Raw genomic sequence first — 18,839 nt, 5'->3', positions numbered from 1 at the left:
TTTTCCGGCCCTCGGGTGGTGCACCCGGTACGCCTCCGCGATCTGCCTGCCCACCGAGTAGTACGGATGCAACGCCGACAACGGATCCTGAAAGATCATCGCCATGTCCCGGCCCCGCAACCGGCGGATCTCCTCCTCACGCAGACCCACCAACTGACGCCCACCGACCGAGATCTCCCCCGAGATGGTCGTCCGCTTCGCGTTGTGCAAACCGAGAATCGCCAGCGACGTCACGCTCTTGCCGGACCCGGACTCCCCCACGATCCCCAGCGTGCGACCCCGCTCGACGGCGAACGACACCCCGTCCACGGCCCGCACCACACCGTCCTCGGTGTCGAACCGCACCCGCAGATCCCGGACCTGGAGATAGGGCCCGTCGCCGGAGCGCTGCTCCGGCACCTCCGGGCGGTCCGGCTCCCCGGACGGCACCGCCTCCGACCTGCCCATTGACCGCCTCCCCTTCGGTGATGAAGAGAACCTACAGGAAAACCCAGGAGGCGAAAATAAGCTACATCGAGCGGTCTGTCAGCGGCCTGAGCGTAACGACTGGGTTTCCGTCTCGCACGCCCGTCACCTGGGACATCCACACTCGCGACTGGCCGTCGCGGCCTCATCGCCGCACCCGGAGTGCGACGATGGTGCCGGCGACGAAGGGACGATTCCCGTCGGCACGAGGTGGAGGCGACCATGACCGCGGCGGTGTTCGGCCACGACGGCCCGTGGACCGAAGAGGAGTACCTCGCCCTCGGCGAGACGCGGCAACGCGTCGAACTCTTCGACGGGAGCCTGCACGTGACACCGGCACCGACTCCACGGCACCAGCGAATCCAGCGGAACCTCGGCAACCTGCTGGAGGCCGCGGCCCGGCACGTCGGCCTGGAACTGCTGGAGACGGTGAACGTCCGGCTCCGGCCAGGCCGCATACCGATTCCCGACCTGGTCGTCACCGAGCCGATCGACTTCGACCAGCCGATGATCGAGGCGCGGGACGTTCGGCTCGTGTGCGAGGTCATCTCACCTGGTAACGCGGCAACCGACAAGGTGCTCAAGATGCACTACTACGCCGCCGCGGGCATCGAGTGGTACCTGCTGGTGGAGCAGGAGACAGGCACGCTGCACCTCCACCGGCGGCAGGGTCGGCACTACCGGGAGGTGTCGGTGACAAAGCCCGGTTCCCTGCTGGAGCTGACCGAGCCCGTCCGCGCCACGATCCGGCCGGAGGATCTCGTCCCCTGACGGATGTCGGTGGGCTCGCCTAGGGTCGGCGCATGAGCGAGCGTCAGCGAGCGAATCATCGGGGCAGCGCAAAGGTGCCTCATGCCGGCACGCAGCGCAGCGGAGTGCCGGCATGAGCGAGCGTCAGCAGGGCAACGGAGTGCCAGCATGAGCGAGTTCGACGCGGCGACCGCCGCCGTCCAAGCCGCCCTCGACGCGGGCGCCCGCTACGCCGACGCCCGGGTCATGCACCGCCGCTACGAGTCGATGTCTGCGCGCAACGGCGACATCGAGGAGCTGAGCCAGGACGAGAGCATCGGGCTGGGCGTACGCGCGCTCGTCGGATCGGGGTGGGGCTTCCACGCCGTACCCGATCTGTCCGACGCGGCGGCCCGCGACGCCGGCCGGCGCGCCGCGGCGATCGCCACCGCGAGCGCGCGGGTTCCCGGCCCGCCGATCGACCTGGTGCCTTCCGAGGCGGCGGTGGCGAGCTGGGCCTCGGAGTGCGCCGTCGACCCGCTCGGGGTGCCGCTGTCGGACAAGGGCGACCTGCTGGTCCGCGCCACCGCGACGATGCGCGAGCACGGCGCCGACCTGGCCGAGGGGCTCTACCAGATCTGGGACACCACGAAATGGTTCGTCTCCAGCGAGGGCCACCGGATCGACCAGCACATCCGGGAGTGCGGCGGCGGCATCTCGGCCACGTCGATCGGCGACGGCGAGACGCAGCGCCGGTCCTACCCGAGCTACCGCGGGCAGTACGGCACGACCGGCTGGGAGCTGGTCACCTCGCTGGACCTGGCCGCGCACGCCGCCCGGATCGCCGAGGAGTCCCGCGAGCTGCTGACCGCGCCGCTCTGCCCGGCCGGCGAGACCGACCTGATCCTCGGCGGCGAGCAGCTCGCGCTGCAGATCCACGAGTCGGTCGGGCACGCCATCGAGCTGGACCGCATCCTCGGCTGGGAGGCGGCTTTCGCCGGCACGTCCTGGCTCGACCTGGCCCGCCTCGGCTCGCTGCGCTACGGCTCCGAGCTGATGAACGTGACCATCGACCCGACCATCCCCGGGGCGCTGGGCAGCTTCGGCTACGACGACGAGGGCTCCCCGGCCGTGGCCCGGGACGCGGTCCGCGAGGGGCGGTGGGTCGGGGTGCTCGCCGGCCGGGACTCGGCCGCCGTCGCCGGCCTGGACTACGGCGGCAGCGTACGGGCCGACGGCTGGGCCCGGCTGCCGATGGTGCGGATGACGAACGTGGGCCTGGAGCCCGGCCCGCACACGCTGGACGAGATCATCGCGGCCACCGACGACGGGGTGCTGATGGACATCAACAGGTCCTGGTCGATCGACGACAAGCGGCTCAACTTCCAGTTCGGCTGCGAGGTCGGCTGGGAGGTCAAGAACGGCCGCCGGGGGCGGATGCTGCGCAACCCGACGTACACCGGCATCGGGCCGGTCTTCTGGCGCTCGATGGACATGCTCTCCTCGGAGACGGTCGCCTGGGGCACGCCCAACTGCGGGAAGGGGCAGCCCGGCCAGGTCGGGCACACCGGCCATCCGGCCGCGCCGGCCCGGTTCCGCGGCGTCCGGGTGGGGGTGCGGGCATGAGCGAGCGCAGCGAGCGAATCAGCAGGCTCAGGGCGACAGTGCCTCATGACGGCACGGAGCGAAGCGGAGTGCCGGCATGAGCGCCGAACTGGGGATCGCGGCGGGAGTGGTGGACCTGGTCCGGCGTACGGCCGGTCCCGGTGCCGAGGCCGAGGTACTGGTGACCCGCACCGACCTGGCCCTGACCCGGTTCGCCAACTCCTTCATCCATCAGAACGTGTCCGAGACCGGTGTCTCCGTACACCTGCGGTTGCACGTGGACGGGCGGACCGCGACCGGCAGCGGCAGCCGGGTCGACGCCGACGGGCTGGCCGCCCTGGTCGAGCGGACCCGGGCCGCGGCCCGGCTCGCGCCGCCCGACCCGGCCTGGCCGGGACTGACCGCGCCGACGCCCGTGCCGTCCGGCCCGGCCACCGACGAGGCCACCGCGTTCGCCTCGCCCGGCGAGCGGGCCGAGCGGGTACGCGCGTTCGTGGACGCGGTCGACGGGCTGGAGGCGGCCGGCTACTGCCGCACCGCGTACCGGTCGGGGGCGTTCGCCAACTCGGCCGGGCACACGGCGGCCGGAAGCGCGGCCGAGGCGGCCATGGACGGCATCGCCCGCGCCGGCGCCGCGGACGGGGTGGCGCGGCTCTGCGCCGACCGGCTCGCCGACCTCGACGGCGCGGCGCTCGGCGCGCACGCGGCGGCGAAGGCACGGGCCGCGGCCGACCCGGTCGAGCTGCCGCCCGGGCACTACGAGGTGGTGCTCGAACCGGCTGCCGTCGCCGACCTGCTGCAGAACCTCGCCTGGTTCGGCTTCAACGGCAAGCGGTACGCCGAACGGCAGTCGTTCGCCGAGCCGGGCACCGCCCAGTTCGACCCGCTGGTGACGCTGGTGGACGACCCGCTGCACGCCGGTACTCTGCCGTTCGACCTGGAGGGCACGCCGCGGCGGGCGTTGCCGCTGGTCGAGGGCGGCATCACCGGGGCGGTGGCGTACGACAGGCGCGGCGGCGCGGAGGCGGGCAGCGGGTCGACCGGCCACGGCATGCCGGGTAGCGCGACGTTCGGGCCGATCCCGCACAACATCCGCCTGCTGGCGGATCCGGGCGTCGCCGATGCGGGCACGACAGTCGCGGCCGGGCCGGTGAGCGCGGGCGTCACCGGAGCGGTGGGCGACCCGGACACCGCCGCGCTGGTGGCCGGGATGCGGCGCGGGCTGCTGGTGAGCGACTTCTGGTACACGCGGGTGCTGGACCCGAAGCAGCTGGTGGTCACCGGGCTGACGCGCAACGGGGTGTGGCTGGTCGAGGACGGCGTGCCGACCCGGGCGGTGCGCGACTTCCGGTTCACCGAGTCGTACCCGCGGGCGCTGGGGCCAGGGCGGGTGCTGGGCCTGGGCCGGGCGCCGGTCCGGCAGCCGGGCCGGGTCGACGGGTCCTGGTACGAGGCGCCGACGCTGCGGCTGTCCTCCTGGCACTTCACCGGCGGCGCGTCCGGGTGATCCGGCGCGTCGCCGGGCGCACCCGCGGCGCCGGTCGGCGCACCGTTCGACCGACCCGCCACATTGATCATGAACTGACTCTTTCCAAGCTGCGGGACACACGGGACACTGCGTTGCGCGGCCGGGCCGTGAAGATCGGCGTAACGTGTGTCACTTAGCCGCACCGGTTCGCCGGTGTGGCCTCGTGCGTGCGCAAGACGTGACAGTGACGTCAGGGAGATGACTCGAATGACAACTACGTCGGCCAAGACGCCGAGATCGCAGCCGCGGGGAGGGCGGGCGCGCGCCGCCATCGCGGCGAAGACGTTGCGGACCGACCGGTGGTGGTTCGCTCCGCTGATCACCGTGGTCGGGCTCAGCGCGTGGGTCATCTACGCGACGGTCCGGGTCTTCATGCACAAGTGGTACTGGGTGGAGCAGTACCACTACCTGACACCGTTCTACTCCCCCTGCGTCACCGACCGCTGCGTCGAGGGCTCCTCGCACTTCGGCCAGTTCCTGCCCGGCTGGTGGATCATCCCGGACGCGGCGCTCACCCTGCCGTTCCTGCTGCTGTTCCGGCTGACCTGCTACTACTACCGCAAGGCGTACTACCGGTCGTTCTGGCTGTCGCCGCCGGCCTGCGCGGTGCCGGACGGTCACCAGTCGTACAGCGGTGAGACGCGGTTCCCGCTGCTCGGGCAGAACCTGCACCGCTACTTCTTCTACGCCGCCGCGATCATCTCGCTGATCAACACCTGGGACGCGATCCTGGCCTTCCACTCCCCCGACGGCTTCGGCTTCGGCCTGGGCAACATCATCCTGGTCGGCAACGTGGTGATGCTGTGGGCGTACACGATCTCCTGCCACTCCTGCCGCCACATCATCGGCGGGCGGCTCAAGCACTTCTCCAAGCACCCGATGCGCTACAAGGCGTGGACCGGGGTGTCCTGGTTGAACGTCCGGCACATGCAGCTCGCCTGGATCACCCTGGGCACCCTGGCGCTCACCGACTTCTACGTGATGGCGGTCGCCGCCGGCTGGATCAACGACCTGCGGTTCATCAACTGAGAGCCTGGACATGACTGAGACGCGAATCGAACGACACCACTACGACGTCGTCGTGATCGGGGCCGGCGGCGCCGGCCTGCGCGCGGCGATCGAGGCCCGGCTGGCCGGCAAGAAGACCGCGATCATCTCGAAGTCGCTGTTCGGCAAGGCGCACACGGTGATGGCCGAGGGTGGCGCCGCCGCCGCGATGGGCAACGTGAACTCGCGGGACAACTGGCAGGTGCACTTCCGGGACACCATGCGCGGCGGCAAGTTCCTGAACAACTTCCGGATGGCCGAGCTGCACGCCAAGGAGGCGCCGCAGCGGATCTGGGAGCTGGAGACGTACGGCGCGCTGTTCGACCGCACCAAGGACGGGAAGATCTCGCAGCGCAACTTCGGCGGCCACGAGTACCCGCGCCTGGCGCACGTCGGCGACCGGACCGGCCTGGAGCTGATCCGTACGCTCCAGCAGAAGATCGTCTCGCTACAGCAGGAGGACAAGCAGGAGTTCGGCAGCTACGACGCGCGGATCCGGGTCTTCTCCGAGACCACGATCACCGAGTTGCTGCTCGACGGCGACCGCGTCGCCGGCGCGTTCGGCTACTACCGCGAGTCCGGCGAGTTCATCCTCTTCGAGGCGCCCGCCGTGGTGCTCGCCACCGGCGGCGTCGGACGGTCCTACAAGGTCACCTCGAACTCCTGGGAGTACACCGGGGACGGCCACGCGCTGGCGCTGCGCGCCGGGGCGACGCTGATCAACATGGAGTTCCTCCAGTTCCACCCGACCGGCATGGTCTGGCCGCCCTCGGTGAAGGGCATCCTGGTCACCGAGTCGGTGCGCGGCGACGGCGGGGTGCTGAAGAACTCCGAGGGCAAGCGGTTCATGTTCGACTACGTCCCGGACGTGTTCCGCAAGCAGTACGCGGAGACCGAGGAGGAGGCGGACCGCTGGTACACCGACCCGGACAACAACCGGCGTCCGCCGGAGCTGCTGCCCCGTGACGAGGTCGCCCGCGCGATCAACAGCGAGGTCAAGGAGGGCCGGGGTACGCCGGCCGGCGGCGTCTACCTGGACATCGCCTCCCGCAAGTCGGCCGAGGAGATCCGCCGCCGCCTCCCGTCGATGTACCACCAGTTCAAGGAGCTGGCCGACGTCGACATCACCAAGGAGCCGATGGAGGTCGGCCCGACCTGTCACTACGTGATGGGCGGCGTCGAGGTCGACCCGGACTCCGGCGCGGCGTACGGCACGGTGCGCGGGCTCTACGCCGCCGGTGAGGTGTCCGGCGGCATGCACGGCTCCAACCGGCTCGGCGGCAACTCGCTGTCCGACCTGCTGGTCTTCGGCAAGCGCGCGGGCGGGCACGCGGCCACGTACACCGATCAGCTCACCAGCCGCCCGGCGGTGTCGGTGGCGGCGGTGGAGGCCGCCGTGGAGACGGCGCTGGCGCCGTTGCAGCGCGACACCGGCGAGAGCCCGTACCAGCTCCAGCAGGACCTCCAGGCGGTGATGGGCGACCTGGTCGGCATCATCCGGCGCGAGGGCGAGCTCGCGGACGCCATGCGCCGGCTGGCCGAGCTGCGGGAGCGGGTGGCGAAGGTGAGCGCGGTCGGCGGCCGGCGCTACAACCCGGGCTGGCACCTGGCGCTGGACCTGCGCAACATGCTCGTGGTCTCGGAGTGCACCGCGATGGCGGCGCTGGAGCGGCAGGAGTCGCGCGGCGGGCACACCCGGGAGGACTACCCGGCGATGGACCCGAAGTGGCGGCGGGTCAACCTGGTCTGCTCGCTGGACGGGGACGCGGTCCGGCTGACCCACAAGCCGCTGCCGAAGATGCGGCCGGAGCTGATCGGGCTGTTCGACCGGGCCGAGCTGGCCAAGTACCTGACCGACGAGGAACTCGCCGAGTTCGACGCCCTCACCGAGGAGGCGAACACTGATGGGAAGTAAGCGCCAGTTCCGCATCTGGCGGGGCGACGAGACCGGCGGCGACCTGAAGGACTACACGGTCGAGGTGAACGAGGGCGAGGTGGTCCTCGACGTGATCCACCGGCTGCAGGCCACCGAAGCGCCGGACCTGGCGTGCCGGTGGAACTGCAAGGCCGGCAAGTGCGGCTCCTGCTCCATGGAGATCAACGGCAAGCCGCGGCTGGGCTGCATGACCCGGATGTCGACGTTCGAGGAGTCGGAGACCGTCACGGTCACCCCGCTGCGCACCTTCCCGGTGATCCGGGACCTGGTCACCGACGTCTCGTTCAACTACGAGAAGGCCCGGGAGACCCCGGCGTTCGCGCCGCCGGCCGACGTGGCGCCCGGCGACTACCGGATGCAGCAGGTCGACGTGGAGCGCTCGCAGGAGTTCCGCAAGTGCATCGAGTGCTTCCTGTGCCAGAACGTCTGCCACGTGATCCGGGACCACGAGGAGAACAAGCCGGCGTTCTCCGGCCCCCGGTTCTTCATCCGGGCGGCCGAGCTGGACATGCACCCGCTGGACGCGCGTACCGACCGCCGGGAGTACGCGCAGTCCGACATGGGACTCGGCTTCTGCAACATCACCAAGTGCTGCACCGAGGTCTGCCCCGAGCACATCAAGATCACCGACAACGGGATCATCCCCATGAAGGAACGGGTCGTCGACCGCAGGTACGATCCCCTTGTGTGGCTCGGTAACAAGATCTTCCGGAGGGGTCAGGTGCCTCAGACCAGCGCGACCAGCGGGCATTCCAGCGGTGCCGTCACGTCCGGAGGGGCGCACGGCGGGGCGCACGCGCACTCCGGCGGAACGCACTCGCACGGCGGGGTGCACTCGCACGCGGGCGGCTCGCACGACAGCGCCGCCGAGCGTCAGGCCCAGCAGGGCGTCAACTGGCACCGCGAGGTGCCGCACCCGACCGCCCCGGCGGTGGACGCCAACGGCAAGCTGCCGCTGACCGAACTGACGTTCAACCGGGCCGCCGCGCCGTCGCCGTTCGGCGACGACGTGACGTTCCCGCTGCCCCCGGAGCACCTCAACTTCGCCCACCCGCAGCAGGACGAGCCGAAGCACTGAACGACAGCACGACGACGGGGGCCAGCGGCACACGCCGCCGGCCCCCGTCCCGTTTCGGCCCGCCTGTCCGGTCCGGAGCCTCAGTCGGACGCGGCGAGCAGCGGACGCAACGCGGCCACGATCGGCACGTCGGCCGGAAGCCAGTCGACGCTGTCCAGCTCGGCGGCGGAGAGCCAGCGCAGCTCCGCGTGCTCCAGGGCCTTCGGCTGGTCGCCGTGCAGCAGGCGGGCGGCGTAGACGCGCAGCACGGACCGGCCGTGCGCCATCCGTACGTCACGGCCGACGCGGGCGCCGACAGCCACCCGTACGCCCAGCTCCTCGGCGCACTCGCGGGCCAGCGCGTCGGTCTCGGCCTCACCCGGCTCGACCTTCCCGCCGGGGAACTCCCACCGGCCCGCCACCTCGGGGGGCGCGGAGCGCTCGCACGCCAGCACCCGGCCGCCCTCGATGATCGCGGCCCCGACGACCACCCTCGGCTCCCGCCGGTCGGCGTGTCCGCCCCCGCTAATCCGTTCGGTCCGCACGGGCCACCAGCGTGCCAGATCAATCGGCGGTTTGGGTAGCTGCGTCGGCCGTCAGGTCAGCAGAACACGGAAGTGTGGGCGTGGACACACCATCTGAGTGGCGAGAGACTAGAGAGCGTCGACTGGGACACGGGATGGCGACGATTTGGCCACAAGCCGGCAACGACGCCTGGGAGGTGCGGTGATGCGCGTGCTGTTCAGCGGCCGTGCGAAGCACGACTACCTCAGCGACGCACTGGCCCTGCTGTCGGGATGGACGCGCGAGGGCGAACAGATCCGCCGCACGATCGTCCTCGACGACACCCAGCACGCCGCGCTCACCGAACGGGTGGCGGTGGTCGCCGACGCGCTGCGGCTGCGCCCGGAGATCAGCCGCCGGGCCGATCGTACCCAGATCCGGCTGGGCCACGGCGACGGCGAGCCACTCACCGAGGGTGAGGTGCTGCTCGCGGCGCGCATCGAGGACGCGGTCCGCGCGGTCACCGAGCCCTGAGCGCTGGCGCGCCCCGCCTACCCTCAGATGCATGTCTGGCCCCACGTACGACCGCAAGGAACAGTTCCAGCAGATCCAGAGCGGGCTGCTGCCCGGTGAGCAGATCATCGCCGTCTACGACGCGGTGGGCACCGGCACCGGCTTCATCGGCCTGACCGACCGGCGGGTGATCATCCAGGACCGCTCCTTCGTCGGCAAGCGGTACGCCATCACCAGCATCCCGTACTCGAAGATCACCAGCGTGAGCGTGGTGAGCAACAAGTCCTGGGGTGGCTCGTTCTTCTCCACCGGGTCGATCGCCGTGCACGTCGGCACGCACACCTACGAGGTCGAGTTCCGGGGCGCGGAGAAGAGCCACCACGTGCACAACGTGATCCTGCACCACATCTCCTGACCCGCACTGGCACAATCGCCGCCATGCGAGGGCTGACGGCACGCTGGCGGGCCTGGCGGGGCGACCACCGCCGGGCCGTACGCCTGGTCAGCCGGCTCCTGGTGCTCGCCACGGCCGCCGTGGTGCTGCTGGGCGCCGCCACGATCGCCAGCGTGACCTGGGTCCGCGGCGCCGCCGAGGGTCGCCTGTTCGGCGCCGCGGACGTGCCCGAGACGCCGGTCGCGCTGGTGCTGGGCACCAAGGTGGACCCGGACGGCACCCCGGCGCCGTTCCTCGCCGGCCGGCTGGAGATCGCCCGCCAGTTGTACGCCGCCGGCAAGGTCAAGGTGCTCCTGCTCTCCGGCGACCACATGGACTGGGACTACGACGAGCCGGACGCGATGCGGCGCTGGCTCGTCGAGCGGGGCGTCCCGGCGGAGAAGACGGTGCTGGACCATGCCGGCTTCGACACGTACGACTCGTGCGTGCGCGCGCACCGCGTCTTCGGGGTCCGGCGGGCCACTGTGGTCACCCAGTCGTTCCACCTGCCGCGCGCGGTGGCGCTCTGCCGGGACGCCGGCATCGAGACCGTCGGCGTCGGCGACGACACCGCCCGCCGGTACGCCGGCCAGTGGCGGGTCAGCTCCACCCGGGAGCACGCCGCCTGCGTCAAGGCCGCCGTGGACGTGCTCAGCGGGCGCGACCCGGTGCACCTCGGCCGCCGGGAGACCGCTGTGGACGACGCGCTGCGGGCGTAATCCGGTTGTCGCCCCGGTCGGCTGCTGGTCTGCTGGACCCCTCGAAGCCGACCGGAGGGAGCACCGCCATGCCACACGCTGCGAAGCCCAACCGACCCGTCGTCACCCTTGCCGAAACGAGGCTTCGTGTTTCCGTACCCCATTCCGGCGGAGGTCGCTGACCTCGCGCCGCGTCCTGTCCCTTCCGCCCGGCGGGAGGGCGTGTGATGTCCGTCTTCGACGATCCCGGCTTGTTCGGCCGGCTCTGGGCCGACACCTACGACGGCCCCGGCAATCCCGACCCGGCCCCGGCCGTCGACTTCCTCGCACCGCTGGCCGAGGGCGGCCCGGTGCTCGAACTGGCGGTCGGCACCGGCCGGGTGGCCCTGCCGCTGGCCGCCCGCGGTCTGACCGTGGAGGGCGTCGAGGCGTCCCCGGAGATGGTCGCGCACCTGCGCGCCAAGCCGGGCGGCGCGGACCTGCCCGTCACCATCGGCGACATGGCGGACGTCCCGGTCGCCGGGCCGTACCGTCTGGTCTTCCTGGTGTTCAACACGCTGTTCAACCTGGTCTCCGAGGAACGCCAGGCGGCGTGCTTCCGCAACGTCGCCCGGGTGCTCGCGCCCGGCGGGGCGTTCGTCATCGAGACGTTCGTGCCCGACCCGGCGGACTTCGACCGGGACGAGCAGGTCCAGGTGCGGGAGGTGACCGAGGACTCGGCCACCATCCGCGTGCACCGGTACGACCGCGCGGCGCAGACGTTCGTGCGGCAGACCGTCACGTTCGACGCCTCCGGCGTGCACCTGAAGCCGTTCGCCATGCGCTACGCCTGGCCGGAGCAGGTCGACGAGCTGGCGGAGCGGGCCGGGCTGCGGCTCACCGAGCGGTACGCCGACTGGGACCGGTCGCCGTTCGACGCGGGCAGCCGCTCGCACATCTCCGTCTACCGGCGGCGGTAGCGCTCACGTCGAGGGGCCGGGCGTCGTCCCGGCCCCTCGACGCGCGACTACGCTGACGACCGCCGGTCCGGACAGGGGGAACCGATGACTGTCACCGTCGTCGCGATGGACGACTCGCACGCCGACGCCGTACTGGAGATCTACCGTCTGGGCATCGCCGAGGGCAACGCCACGTTCGAGACCGAGCCGCCGGACTGGGCGCGGTTCACCGCCACCCGGCTGCCCGGCCACCGCTGGGTGGCGCTCGACGAGGCAGGCGACGTGCTCGGCTGGGTGGCCTGCTCCGCTGTCTCCGACCGCTGCGTCTACGCCGGTGTGGTCGAGCACTCCGTCTACGTGCACCCGCGGGGGCGCGGGCGCGGGGTCGGCCGGGCGCTGCTGGAGGCGCTGATCGCCTCGACCGAGGCGGCCGGGATCTGGACCATCCAGTCCGGTGTGTTCCCGGAGAACACGGCGAGTCTCGCGCTGCACGCGACGTGCGGCTTCCGCGTCGTCGGCACCCGCGAGCGGGTGGGCCGCCACTACGGCACCTGGCGCGACGTGACCCTGATCGAACGCCGCAGCCCCGCAGTCACCTGACGCTCCCCGCCCCGCCCGGGCCCGCCCCGGTCCCGCCCCGGCCCGCCCGGTGATCAAGGAGTTTGTGTCCGGTCGGCGCGGTCCGGGAGACGTAAACCCCTTGATCACCGGGTGAGGTCGCGGCAGGACACGCTCCAGGATCAGGTCAACCATCTGCCGGAACTCGGGGAGCTTGCGGCCGAAGATCGGGCTGTCCCCCGCGACCTCACCGCCGTTGACGAGCGTCGCGGCCGGCCCCGGCGAGCCGGCCACCGGCCCGACCCGGCAGCCGAAGGTGACGCGTCGTCAGCATGGATGTCGGCCCAGGTCCGCTCCGCGGCGGTGTCGCAACAGCCGCAGACGGACTGCCGTACCTGGCGGGTGCTCTCGTCGATCGTCAGTGTCACGGCGCGAACCCGAGCGAGCCGTGATCGGCCGCGCGTACCCGAAGAAGACTTGACGCCCCGGCCCGCGAGCGCCAAGGTTAGTTACATGAGTAATGAACCAAAGAACCAGGATGGATGACGGCCGGCCGATCTTCGTCCAGATCGCGGAGATGATCGAAAACTCGATCATCGACGGGACGTACGCGGAGGAGACCCAGGTGCCGTCGACGAACGAGCTTGCGGCGTTCCACCGGATCAACCCGGCGACCGCCGCCAAGGGGATCAACCGCCTGGTCGATGACGGGCTTCTCTACAAGCGCAGGGGGATCGGAATGTTCGTGGCAACGGGCGCCGTCGAAACACTCCGGGAACGCCGCCGGCGCGAGTTCTCCGACCAGTACGTGCGGCCCCTCATCGAGGAGGCACGCAAGTTGGGCATCGGCACCGAGGAGCTGAAGAAGCTCATCGACACAGGGGAGGAACAGCGATGAGCGTCGTGGCGGCAGCCGGGCTCACGAAGCGGTTCGGCGAGGTGACCGCTCTCGATGACGTCACCTTCACGTTGACGGGCGACAAGATCTATGGGCTTCTCGGCCGCAACGGCGCCGGCAAGACGACGCTGATGCAGCTGATCACCGGCCAGAACAGCGGCACCAGCGGCGACCTCATGCTCTTCGGTGAGCGGCCGTACGAGAACGAGCGGGTGCTGTCGCGGGTGGTCTTCATCAAGGAGAGTCAGACGTACCCGACCGCGTACCAGGTCCGGCACGTGCTGAGCCTGGCCAAACGGCTGTTCCCCAACTGGGACGAGGACTTCGCGCAGTCCCTGGTGGACGACTTCGACCTGCCGCGCAAGCGCAAGGTACGCAAACTGTCCCGCGGCATGCTGTCCGCGCTGGGCGTGACGATCGGCCTGGCCGCACGCGCGCCGCTGACCTTCTTCGACGAGCCGTACCTCGGTCTCGACGCGGTCGCCCGGCAACTCTTCTACGACCGGCTGCTCGCCGACTACGCCGAGAATCCGCGCACCGTCGTGCTCTCCACACACCTCATCGACGAGGTGGCCGACCTGATCGAGCACGTACTGCTGCTCGACCGCGGAAAGCTGCTGCTCGACGCGCCCAGCGACGAGCTGCGCGGCGAGGTGGTGGAGGCGTCCGGCCCGGCCGCTGCGGTGGACGAGTTCGCCGCCGCGCACCAGGCGCTGCATCGTGAGCAACTCGGCGGCGCGGTCCGCGCGTCGCTGCGCGGGTCGTTCGACGACGCCGAACGGACGCGCGCCAAGAAGCTCGGCATCGACCTGGCGCCGGTGTCGCTCCAACAGGCCGTGGTGCGCCTGACGACGGAAAGGACGAACGCGCGATGACTCGTATCCTCGACGTCGCCCGGATGCACACCATCGCCTGGGTCAGCCAGTTGGCCTGGCCATGGGGCATCATGGCCATCTCGCTCGGCGTCAACCTGCTGATCTTCGCCTCGATCGACGAGGCCGCGCCGGGCAAGAACACCACGGGCGGTCTGGTCAGTATCTACATCGTCTGCTCGATCGTCGCCGCCACCTCGATCAGCCAGGTGTTCCCGTTCGCGCTCGGCATGGGCGTCACCCGGCGCACCTTCTACCTCGCCACGGTGCTCGTCAACGTGGTGCAGGCGGTCGTCTACGGCGTCCTGCTCTACCTGCTCAACCTGATCGAGGGCGCCACCGGCGGCTTCGGGATCCAGCTGCGGTTCTTCCGAATCCCGTACGTCGACGTCGACAACGGGCTGTTGCAGATCGCCGTCTACGCGGTGCCGTTCCTGTTCCTGAACTTCGTCTCCGTCTTCGTCGCCGTCTGGTACGTCCGGTTCGGCATGAACGGCCTGTTCGGGGCCGGCGCGGCCCTGATCCTGGTGACCGGCCTGCTCGTCGCCTTGATCACCTGGCAGGGATGGTTCGGTGACATCTGGCAGTGGCTGAGCAGCCAGCACCAGGTCAGCCTGCTGGTGGGGTGGCCCGCCCTGATCGCCGCGGTGGCCGCCCTCGGGGGTATGGCGGCCATCCGCCGGGCCAACGCCTGACGGCGGGCACGGATGGTCGGCCGACGATCCGCGCGATGCGGGTCGTCGGCCGCCACCCGCAGCTCCCCGGTTCGGTCGCATCGACAGCTGTTGTCGGACCTGCTCGCTAGCATTGCCGCGATCGCCGACGAGAGGGGTGCGCCGTGGACCAGAGCGACCTCACGACGTTCGTGGACCGGGACCTGCAAGGCGCGCGCTTCACCAGGTCGACGCTTGCCGGCGCGGTGATGCGCGGCGTCGACGTGCGCGGGCTCGACATCGACGCGCCGTGGCTCACCGACGGCGCGCTGCTGGTCAACGGTGTCGACGTCGTGCCGCTCGTCGAGGCCGAACTCAACCGGCGGTTCCCCGGGCGCGAGCTGAGGCGTGCCGAGGATCCCGACGGCCTGCGCGCGGCGTGGGCGGCGCTCGAACGAGCCTGGGCGGCCGCGGTCGACCGGGTCGTGTCCATGCCCGAGGGTGCCGCCGACATCTCGATCGACGGCGAGTGGTCGTTCGCGCAGACCCTGCGCCACCTCGCGTTCGCCACCGACGCCTGGCTCGGCAAGGCGATCCTGCGCCTGCCGCAGCCCTTCCATCCGCTCGGGCAGCCGCACGCCGAGTACGAGACGGACGGACTCGACATGTCGATCTTCCCCGCGGCGCGGCCGAGTCTCGCCCAGGTGCTCGATCTGCGCGCCGAGCGGCAGGCCATGGTGCGGGACTTCCTCACGGGCGTCACTCCGGAGCTGCTCACCGAGCCTCGGCCGTCAGCGTGGTCACCCGAACACGAGAAGCCGGTCCTGCACTGCCTTCACGTCATCTTCGACGAGGAGTGGGAACACCTCCGCTTCGCAGTGCGCGACCTGGACGCGCAGGCGTAGCGTCCGGTGTCCACGTGGACCGGCCCCGCATCGGAGGCCTCGGCGGACGGATCTCCCAAGGCGCGCATCGTCACCGGGTTGCTGTGCGACGGCAACCGGATACTCCTGTGCCACCGCTCTCCCCTGCGTCGTGTGCTGCCCGACGTCTGGGACCTGCCCGGCGGGCACGTCGAGCCCGGGGAACCGCCCCGTGTCGCACTTGCCCGTGAGCTTCGAGAGGAACTGGGCGTCGACGTGGCGGTGCCGTCGGGTCCACCAGTGCACGAGGTTCACGCCGACACGTTCGACATGCGGATCTGGCTGATCGAAGCATGGAGCGGGTCTCCGGCCAACCTGGCGCCGGAGGAACACGACGCCATCGGCTGGTTCACCGCAGACGCGCTCGGAGCGCTACCGCTGGCTCATGCCGGCTACCCCGCCCTGTTCCGCAGGGTTCTTGCCGAGCGTCGCGCCTGACCACGACGGACACGTCTCTCGGCACGAGGCTGGGACCAGACGTTGAAAAAAGCGTCGTCGCCTGGGTGGGCACGCGACTACAGGTACGGCTCGAAGGCGGTCGGCAGGATCTCACGGAGATAGTCCAGGGAGCTGACCCTTCCGGTGCCGCCCAGGACGTCCAGCAGCAGGTCCACCATGCCGCCGGGATGACGTTCCCCGGTCTGACAGCGGATGTCGGCCACCACGCACGTCCAGGTGTCGGGCGACCCGTTGGTCAGCTCCCAGCAGAGCTCGAACTCGCCGTTCACCGTGCCCCAGGAGAACAGCTCCCCCGGCGCATTGCCGAACCGGTACCAGTCCTCGATGTCGTTGGCCGGATCGGTGCGCGCCAGAAGCTGCTCGACATAGACAGCCGGATCCCCCTGGAAGGCCCGTTCGTACGGGTGGAACACCTGGACGAAGTCGATGGCGCCCGGAGGGAACCGCTCCACGTACTGCTGGAAGTCCGTGGGAAACCGGTGGCCGAACGCGGCGTGCAACGACGACCAGTCCGGGCGCTGGGAGGACCTGCCGTTCCAGCCGACCAGCGCCGCCAGCCTGTCCACCGCCGTGCCCGACACGCCCACATCGTTGCACGGGCCCGGCGGTGGTCAGCGACGTCGTAGCCAGTCCGGCGGCGGCGGCGAGACCCGCATCGGTGCGCGACGGTCCCTGATGTACGTCGCGTGGTCCGCGAAATGACGGCGGCGGCTCAGGTAGTGGGTGTCGCGCCGTCGGCGCCCCACAGCACCCCGGCCGGAAGCTCGTGCACCGCATGTTCGAGCCACCGGGCGATCATGCCGGTAACGGTCCCGGTCAGCGCTCACGTCGCGCCTCGCGCCACAACTCGTGCCCACGCATCAGCCAGCCGACCCAGAACACCGCGAACAAGATCAGGAAGCACGCGAACAGCACCACGGCGAGCACCGCCGCGATCGGCTGGAACCGCCCTGCGTCGCCGTTCCATCCGCTCGCCGCAAGAGTCCCGAGGCCACCACACACGATCATGGAGATGAGCAGGCCCGGCCGGTCAACCGGGTGGGGCTCACGGGGCAGACGCACATCGGCTCCTCGGTCGGTGAGACACGAGACGTCCGCACACGGCCGCCTCCGACGGCCTGCATCGTCGCAGTGCCGGCCCAGAGATCAAAGACCCGAAATCCGGCGTACGGACGTCTGACAGGTCGGACGGTCGTCCCGCTCCCAGCGCTCCTGGTCAGTTCTGGTCCACGGTGGCAGTGTCCTGCCGTGATGCAACGAGACCTGGTGACCTGGCGAGAGGATCTGCGGAATGCTGTCGCTTCCGCGGTGCTCGACTTCGAGGACCGCTACGGATACCCGCCCGGTGAGAACGCCGTCAGTGAGCCCTCGACGACCTCTGCCGCGCTGATCGCCGCTGCCCGTCCCGCCATCCCCGCTGCACTTGCCGACCTGTACGCGGTGGTTGACGCCGTCGACCTGGCCGACATCGACAACGGGTTCTTCCTGCACAGCGCCTCCCACGTGGTCCACGTTCACGAGGCACGGCACCTCTGGCGCGTACGCGGCCGCCACGACGCCGATGTGGTCGTGTTCGCCAGCGACGGCGGCGGCACGCAGTACGCGCTGGCGACGCCGGACGGGTGGCCCGTCTACCGACTCCCTCCCGACCTCGTCCTCGACGGCGTCTACACCTCGGAGGACCCGCGCTTCGACGTGGCCGCCCCGGACCTGGCCACCTTCCTCGACTGCCTGCTCCAAGACGTGAAGAGGTTCGCCGCGTCGGGCACGTCATAGTCGGACGTCACCTGCGGCTCGTTCGGCAGCCTGGTTCCTGAGAAAGCGGGCCGGATTCAGACGTCGAAGCGGAACCTGGACCGGCTCGCCGATGACCTGCACCGACATGCCTGCGGTCCAGGTCAAGAGGTGTTGGTACCTCGCAGTACTGCCGGCTGCTTGCCAACTATTGACGGAGGCGGAAGCTGGCGTGAGAACTTTCGCCCGCAGGCTCGACAGCGCGCCTTGGCGCTCATGGCTGAGCTATTGCACACGCCCGACGAGGAGGTAGGCAAAAAGGTCAAAGAACTCGAACCATCCTCAATGCCCGCACGTCGCCGACTACATGGTTCATCGAAGAGGCATTGACCTACGAGCCAACCGCGCTGTGAGCTGGGACTGGTGCCGGATCTGCACCCCTGTCTCGCCTTGAGCGCTGGCCCGTACACCTTCGACGCGCCCCACCAGTTCACCAACTACAGGCAAGGAGGCCCCGGCCAACCCTGCTTAGCGGGCCCATCACGCCTTGTCACCCGGGCAGACGTCGTCACCAGTGGTCGTCGTTGGTCACTCTGGATCGACATCCGGCGGCCTGGCGACGGCCTGGAGCTGGTCCTCGTCGACCCGCCGCAGCCGGTGCGCCCCGGCCCGCGCTGATCCCTCGCTTGCAAGCTCCCCGTCTCACCTCGGGCGAGTATGTCCAGCTTCACCCGTGCGGCCTTCGCCCCCGGGGTCAACGGGCGCGACCCGGCCATGCCTGACCAAGCAGGCTGACAAGTCACGACGCCGGGAACGCCCGCTGGACCGTGGTCATGCAGTGCGGAAAGACGCCGCTCTGCTCCTCCGTCACCTTGCCGTTGACCAGTATCCGGCAGGTCGCCCCGGTGGAGTCCGGGTCATGGATGACGTTGAGAATGATCGGCCCCTTCAGAGACTTGACGTCGATCCGCCGTGACCAGGGCGTCTTGATCATGCCAGAAGAGTCGCTCACGTCATGGATCTTGTTCCCGTCATCCGGGTACCGCCAGACAATGCCCTTTACCTGGCCGGCCCCTGAGGTGACTTCCAGCTCGATTTCACGAGCGTCCTCGCCACGCCCATCCTCGCCGCGCACGGCGAAGGTGAGCCAGACACCGAGCCCGACCAGGCACAGTGCGACGCCCACAGTGATGGGGATGGCGGCACGCCGGCGACGACGGCTGGCATCGGTGGGGTTGTTGATCACGGGGCAGATTAGCGCATGTCAGGCTCGTTCTGGTCATCCGTCA

22 protein-coding genes are annotated in these 18,839 nt (G+C 70.3%); 17 read left to right on the top strand and 5 right to left on the bottom strand.

All coding sequences use genetic code 11. From position 1 onward, the window contains the following. Positions 1 to 447: ATP-binding cassette domain-containing protein (locus HA073_RS30000; protein WP_166457843.1), on the bottom strand; the 447-nt coding region annotated here is incomplete at its 3' end. A gap of 240 nt (positions 448 to 687) precedes the next feature. Between HA073_RS30000 and HA073_RS29995 the strand changes: the two genes are divergently transcribed. The 6 genes from HA073_RS29995 (at position 688) to HA073_RS29970 (ending at position 8,388) form a co-directional block, all read left to right on the top strand. Beyond that, positions 688 to 1,236 (top strand): Uma2 family endonuclease, encoded by a 549-nt coding sequence (locus HA073_RS29995; protein WP_043330945.1) that lies wholly within the window; start codon positions 688 to 690, stop codon positions 1,234 to 1,236. 147 nt (positions 1,237 to 1,383) lie between these two features. Beyond that, positions 1,384 to 2,820, top strand: coding sequence for a TldD/PmbA family protein (locus HA073_RS29990; RefSeq protein ID WP_043328418.1), 1,437 nt, complete (start codon positions 1,384 to 1,386; stop codon positions 2,818 to 2,820). 76 nt (positions 2,821 to 2,896) lie between these two features. Further along, a complete protein-coding gene (locus HA073_RS29985; RefSeq protein WP_113974736.1) occupies positions 2,897 to 4,306 on the top strand; it encodes a TldD/PmbA family protein in 1,410 nt (469 codons plus the stop codon). A 228-nt stretch (positions 4,307 to 4,534) separates the two neighbouring features. Continuing rightward, positions 4,535 to 5,356, top strand: a complete 822-nt coding sequence (locus HA073_RS29980; protein WP_043328416.1) for a hypothetical protein — start codon at positions 4,535 to 4,537, stop codon at positions 5,354 to 5,356. 10 nt (positions 5,357 to 5,366) lie between these two features. Next, the gene (locus HA073_RS29975; protein ID WP_043328415.1) at positions 5,367 to 7,289 is read left to right on the top strand and encodes a fumarate reductase/succinate dehydrogenase flavoprotein subunit; all 1,923 of its coding nucleotides are present in this window, start codon (positions 5,367 to 5,369) and stop codon (positions 7,287 to 7,289) included. Further along, on the top strand, positions 7,279 to 8,388 hold the full coding sequence (locus HA073_RS29970) for a succinate dehydrogenase/fumarate reductase iron-sulfur subunit (RefSeq protein WP_043328414.1): 1,110 nt from the start codon (positions 7,279 to 7,281) through the stop codon (positions 8,386 to 8,388). Before HA073_RS29975 ends, HA073_RS29970 begins: the two co-directional genes overlap by 11 nt. Before the next feature lie 80 nt (positions 8,389 to 8,468). On the opposite strand, the gene HA073_RS29965 is transcribed toward HA073_RS29970, so the two are convergent. Next, the gene (locus tag HA073_RS29965) at positions 8,469 to 8,912 is read right to left on the bottom strand and encodes a (deoxy)nucleoside triphosphate pyrophosphohydrolase (protein WP_181373769.1); all 444 of its coding nucleotides are present in this window, start codon (positions 8,910 to 8,912) and stop codon (positions 8,469 to 8,471) included. 184 nt (positions 8,913 to 9,096) lie between these two features. On the opposite strand from HA073_RS29965, the gene HA073_RS29960 reads away from it, so the two are divergent. The 10 genes from HA073_RS29960 to HA073_RS29915 all read left to right on the top strand — a co-directional run bounded on the left by HA073_RS29960 (position 9,097) and on the right by HA073_RS29915 (position 15,795). Next, on the top strand, positions 9,097 to 9,405 hold the full coding sequence (locus HA073_RS29960) for a 4a-hydroxytetrahydrobiopterin dehydratase (protein WP_018784696.1): 309 nt from the start codon (positions 9,097 to 9,099) through the stop codon (positions 9,403 to 9,405). A gap of 31 nt (positions 9,406 to 9,436) precedes the next feature. After that, on the top strand, positions 9,437 to 9,799 hold the full coding sequence (locus HA073_RS29955; RefSeq protein WP_018784695.1) for a PH domain-containing protein: 363 nt from the start codon (positions 9,437 to 9,439) through the stop codon (positions 9,797 to 9,799). Between the two features lie 23 nt (positions 9,800 to 9,822). Next, positions 9,823 to 10,536, top strand: coding sequence for a vancomycin high temperature exclusion protein (locus HA073_RS29950; RefSeq protein ID WP_166457842.1), 714 nt, complete (start codon positions 9,823 to 9,825; stop codon positions 10,534 to 10,536). A gap of 206 nt (positions 10,537 to 10,742) precedes the next feature. Beyond that, entirely contained in the window at positions 10,743 to 11,474 is a 732-nt protein-coding gene (locus HA073_RS29945; RefSeq protein WP_166457841.1) for a class I SAM-dependent methyltransferase, read from the top strand. Between the two features lie 84 nt (positions 11,475 to 11,558). Then, a complete protein-coding gene (locus HA073_RS29940) occupies positions 11,559 to 12,053 on the top strand; it encodes a GNAT family N-acetyltransferase (RefSeq protein ID WP_166457840.1) in 495 nt (164 codons plus the stop codon). Between the two features lie 496 nt (positions 12,054 to 12,549). Continuing rightward, complete coding sequence (locus HA073_RS29935) at positions 12,550 to 12,909, top strand: GntR family transcriptional regulator (protein ID WP_043328406.1); 360 nt, start codon at positions 12,550 to 12,552, stop codon at positions 12,907 to 12,909. Beyond that, positions 12,906 to 13,784 carry an ATP-binding cassette domain-containing protein gene (locus HA073_RS29930; protein ID WP_043328404.1) on the top strand — a complete coding sequence of 293 codons (879 nt, stop codon included), beginning with the start codon at positions 12,906 to 12,908 and terminating at the stop codon, positions 13,782 to 13,784. Before HA073_RS29935 ends, HA073_RS29930 begins: the two co-directional genes overlap by 4 nt. Beyond that, on the top strand, positions 13,781 to 14,476 hold the full coding sequence (locus HA073_RS29925) for a hypothetical protein (protein ID WP_064447924.1): 696 nt from the start codon (positions 13,781 to 13,783) through the stop codon (positions 14,474 to 14,476). Before HA073_RS29930 ends, HA073_RS29925 begins: the two co-directional genes overlap by 4 nt. A gap of 143 nt (positions 14,477 to 14,619) precedes the next feature. Beyond that, complete coding sequence (locus HA073_RS29920; RefSeq protein ID WP_309228075.1) at positions 14,620 to 15,339, top strand: DinB family protein; 720 nt, start codon at positions 14,620 to 14,622, stop codon at positions 15,337 to 15,339. A gap of 6 nt (positions 15,340 to 15,345) precedes the next feature. After that, positions 15,346 to 15,795, top strand: a complete 450-nt coding sequence (locus HA073_RS29915) for an NUDIX hydrolase (RefSeq protein ID WP_309228074.1) — start codon at positions 15,346 to 15,348, stop codon at positions 15,793 to 15,795. Between the two features lie 77 nt (positions 15,796 to 15,872). On the opposite strand, the gene HA073_RS29910 is transcribed toward HA073_RS29915, so the two are convergent. Further along, complete coding sequence (locus HA073_RS29910) at positions 15,873 to 16,397, bottom strand: hypothetical protein (RefSeq protein ID WP_166457839.1); 525 nt, start codon at positions 16,395 to 16,397, stop codon at positions 15,873 to 15,875. Between the two features lie 235 nt (positions 16,398 to 16,632). Further along, entirely contained in the window at positions 16,633 to 16,878 is a 246-nt protein-coding gene (locus HA073_RS29905) for a hypothetical protein (protein ID WP_064447927.1), read from the bottom strand. 204 nt (positions 16,879 to 17,082) lie between these two features. On the opposite strand from HA073_RS29905, the gene HA073_RS29900 reads away from it, so the two are divergent. After that, on the top strand, positions 17,083 to 17,592 hold the full coding sequence (locus tag HA073_RS29900; RefSeq protein WP_124778739.1) for a hypothetical protein: 510 nt from the start codon (positions 17,083 to 17,085) through the stop codon (positions 17,590 to 17,592). A gap of 757 nt (positions 17,593 to 18,349) precedes the next feature. Here the strand turns inward: HA073_RS29900 and HA073_RS29895 are convergent. Continuing rightward, on the bottom strand, positions 18,350 to 18,796 hold the full coding sequence (locus HA073_RS29895; RefSeq protein WP_158629848.1) for an MmpS family transport accessory protein: 447 nt from the start codon (positions 18,794 to 18,796) through the stop codon (positions 18,350 to 18,352). Positions 18,797 to 18,839 lie beyond the last annotated feature (43 nt).

The organism is Micromonospora sp. CMU55-4, assembly GCF_011602315.1.
GTDB lineage: Bacteria > Actinomycetota > Actinomycetes > Mycobacteriales > Micromonosporaceae > Micromonospora > Micromonospora chalcea.
This window is presented reverse-complemented; position numbering and strand designations above follow the sequence as displayed.